The following is a 3468-nucleotide window of genomic DNA, read 5'->3' as shown; positions in this document are numbered from 1 at the left end:
GCGACCACTTCGGGGCGGAGCCGGTGTCGTCGGCGGGCCCGGCGGGCCTGGGCACGCTGGTGTCCTGGCCGTCGGACGGGGCGGATCCGGGCGAGGCCCAGCCCGGAGTGTCGTTCACGGTCGTCCACCTCGTGGATTGGTTGGGGGGCCGGCTCGGCGAGCCGGCGTTTCGACGGTGCCTGTCCGCGGAGCGGGGTGGCGGGCTGGCAGCCATCGTGCCACGCGTTGGCTCTGGGCGGGTCGGGGGCCGTATCTCCTTCTCACGTCCGTGCTTGCCTTCATTGTCCGTGCCGTAGCGGGCAGACTGAGCGGATGGTTGATCAGTACGCACAAACCCCGGTCGGCGCGGAGCCGTCCATGCTCCCCTCGATCCGCTGGGACGAGCCGCCGGAAGGGCCCGTGCTGGTGCTTCTCGACCAGACGAGACTTCCGGTCGAGGAGGCCGAGCTGGTCTGTACGGATGTGCCCGCGCTGGTACGGGCGATCCGGACGCTGGCGGTGCGGGGGGCGCCGCTGCTGGGTATCGCGGGCGCCTACGGTGTGGCGCTGGCCGCGCTGCGGGGCTATGACGTGGAGGACGCGGCGGCACAGCTCGCGCAGGCGCGGCCCACCGCGGTGAATCTCGGGTACGGAGTGCGGCGGGCGCGTGACGCGTACCGTTCGGTGGCCGAGAGCGGGGCCGGTCTGGAGCAGGCGGCTGCGGCCGCGCTCGCCGAGGCCAGGCTGCTGCACCGGGAGGATGCCGAGGCCAGCGCGCAGATGGCGGAGTTTGGGCTTACGCTCCTCGATGAACTGCTGCCGGGTGGCGGCCACCGGATTCTGACCCATTGCAACACCGGAGCGCTGGTCTCGGGCGGGGAGGGCACCGCGTTCGCCGTGGCACTGTCGGCCCACCGGGCCGGGCGGCTGCGGCGCCTGTGGGTGGACGAGACCCGTCCGCTCCTCCAGGGAGCCCGGCTGACGGCGTATGAGGCGGCTCGCAGCGGGATGGCGTACACATTGCTCACGGACAACGCGGCTGGTTCGCTGTTCGCGGCGGGGGAGGTGGACGCCGTTCTGGTCGGGGCCGACCGGATCGCCGCGGACGGCTCGGTGGCGAACAAGGTGGGGAGTTATCCGCTCGCCGTGCTGGCCAAGTACCACCATGTGCCGTTCGTCGTGGTCGCCCCCACCACGACGATCGACCTCGACACCCCGCACGGGGCGTCGATCGAGGTCGAGCAGCGATCGGCACAGGAAGTGACGGAGGTCACGGCGCCGCAGACCGCGGTGGCGGGAGTGGAGGCGGGGAGTGGGATGCCGGTGGCGCCGCTGGGAACGCAGGCGTACAACCCGGCCTTCGACATCACGCCCCCGGAACTGGTGACGGCGATCGTCACCGAAAAAGGCGCGCTGTCCCCGGTGACCGGGGCCGGAATCGCGGAGCTGTGTGTCAGGTCACGCCAAGGTAACGATGAGCTAATGGGATGATGTCGATATGAAGGGACGTGTCCTTGTCGTCGATGACGACACCGCACTGGCCGAGATGCTCGGGATTGTGCTGCGTGGTGAGGGTTTCGAGCCGTCGTTCGTAGCGGACGGTGACAAGGCACTTGCCGCTTTCCGGGAGACCAAGCCGGATCTGGTGCTGCTGGATCTCATGCTGCCCGGTCGGGACGGTATTGAGGTGTGCCGGCTCATCAGGGCCGAGTCCGGGGTTCCGATCGTCATGCTGACGGCCAAGAGCGACACGGTCGATGTGGTGGTGGGGCTGGAGTCGGGTGCCGACGACTACATCGTCAAGCCGTTCAAGCCCAAGGAGCTGGTGGCCCGTATCAGGGCGCGGCTGCGCAGGTCCGAGGAGCCGGCGCCGGAGCAGCTGGCGATAGGCGATCTTGTCATCGATGTGGCCGGTCACTCGGTGAAGCGGGACGGGCAGTCGATCGCCCTGACGCCGCTGGAGTTCGATCTGCTGGTCGCGCTGGCACGGAAGCCGTGGCAGGTGTTCACGCGTGAGGTGCTTCTGGAGCAGGTGTGGGGCTACCGGCACGCGGCGGACACCCGGCTGGTCAATGTGCATGTCCAGCGGTTGCGCTCCAAGGTCGAGAAGGACCCGGAGCGTCCGGAGATCGTGGTGACCGTCCGTGGTGTCGGTTACAAGGCAGGGCCGAGCTGACATGTCCGGCGGCAGCGCTGCTCCGAAGCCCGGGGAGCCGGGAGTCCGTGCGGGGCGCTCTGCCGGCCCGGGACGGGTGTTCTCGTGGTTCGGTCGGCTCTTCCAGAGCGGCCGGCTGCTCCAGGACGGCTCGCCGGGCGGACCGGTGCTGCGGCTGCTGGTGCGCTGGGTGAGACGGCCGCTGCTGCCCGCCGTACGGCTGTACCGGCGCAATATCCAGCTCCGGGTCGTCGCCGCCACGCTGCTGATGTCGCTCGGCGTGGTGCTGCTGCTCGGCTTCGTCGTCATCGGCCAGGTGCGCAACGGTCTGCTCGAAGCCAAGGAGAAGGCGGCCCAGAGTCAGGCGGCGGGCGGGTTCACCGTGGCGAAGGAGAAGGCGGACGCACCGGCCGCGCCCGGTGGCCGGGACGGCGACGGGACGAGCGGCAAGTCGGGCAGAAATTCCGTCAACTGGCGCTCCGACCTGGTCGAACAGCTCGCCAGCGGTGGCCCCGGTGCCTTCAATGTGGTGGCGCTGAGTCCCGAAGCGCAGAACGTGGTCTCCACCAACCGCGCGCCCCGGGTCTCGGGCGGAGTGGATTTCGCCAGCGTTCCCGCGGATCTGCGCTCCGCCGTGGCGCGCGGAACCGGACCGTACGAGACATACGCGCAGATCAGATATACCGGTGCGACCGAGGACCGGGAGCCGGAGCCGGGGCTGATCGTCGGCAAGCGGCTCAACGATGTCGACGGCAACGCGTACGAGCTGTACTACCTCTTCCCGCTGACCCAGGAGGAGCAGTCGCTCAATCTGGTCAAGGGCACGCTCGCCACGGCAGGGCTTTTTGTGGTCGTGCTGCTCGGGGCCATCGCCTGGCTGGTGGTGCGGCAGGTCGTCACACCCGTACGGATGGCCGCGGGCATCGCCGAGAGGCTCTCCACCGGCCGTCTTCAGGAGCGGATGAAGGTCACGGGCGAGGACGACATCGCCCGGCTCGGCGAGGCGTTCAACAAGATGGCGCAGAACCTCCAGCTCAAGATCCAGCAACTGGAGGAGCTGTCCAGGATGCAGCGGCGGTTCGTCTCCGACGTCTCGCACGAGCTGCGCACGCCTCTGACGACCGTGCGGATGGCCGCCGATGTCATCCATGAGGCACGCAGTGACTTCGATCCCGTGACGGCGCGCTCGGCCGAGCTGCTCGGTGATCAGCTCGACCGCTTCGAGTCGCTCCTGTCGGATCTGCTGGAGATCAGCCGTTTCGACGCGGGCGCGGCGGCGCTGGAGGCCGAGCCGATAGATCTGCGGGTTGTCGTACGGCGGGGGGTCGGCGGGG

General features: G+C 69.4%; 3 protein-coding genes. All 3 read left to right on the top strand.

Translation table 11 applies throughout. From position 1 onward, the window contains the following. Positions 1 to 312 precede the first annotated feature (312 nt). The gene (gene mtnA, locus GA0115259_RS36505) at positions 313 to 1470 is read left to right on the top strand and encodes an S-methyl-5-thioribose-1-phosphate isomerase (protein WP_093604770.1); all 1158 of its coding nucleotides are present in this window, start codon (positions 313 to 315) and stop codon (positions 1468 to 1470) included. A 7-nt stretch (positions 1471 to 1477) separates the two neighbouring features. Next, positions 1478 to 2155, top strand: coding sequence for a two-component system response regulator MtrA (mtrA, locus tag GA0115259_RS36500; RefSeq protein ID WP_028804982.1), 678 nt, complete (start codon positions 1478 to 1480; stop codon positions 2153 to 2155). Between the two features lies 1 nt (position 2156). Continuing rightward, a partial coding sequence (locus GA0115259_RS36495) for a sensor histidine kinase (protein WP_141716853.1) occupies positions 2157 to 3468 on the top strand: 1312 nt, incomplete at its 3' end.

The sequence above is a fragment of the Streptomyces sp. MnatMP-M17 genome, from assembly GCF_900091995.1.
Lineage (GTDB): Bacteria > Actinomycetota > Actinomycetes > Streptomycetales > Streptomycetaceae > Streptomyces.
This window is presented reverse-complemented; position numbering and strand designations above follow the sequence as displayed.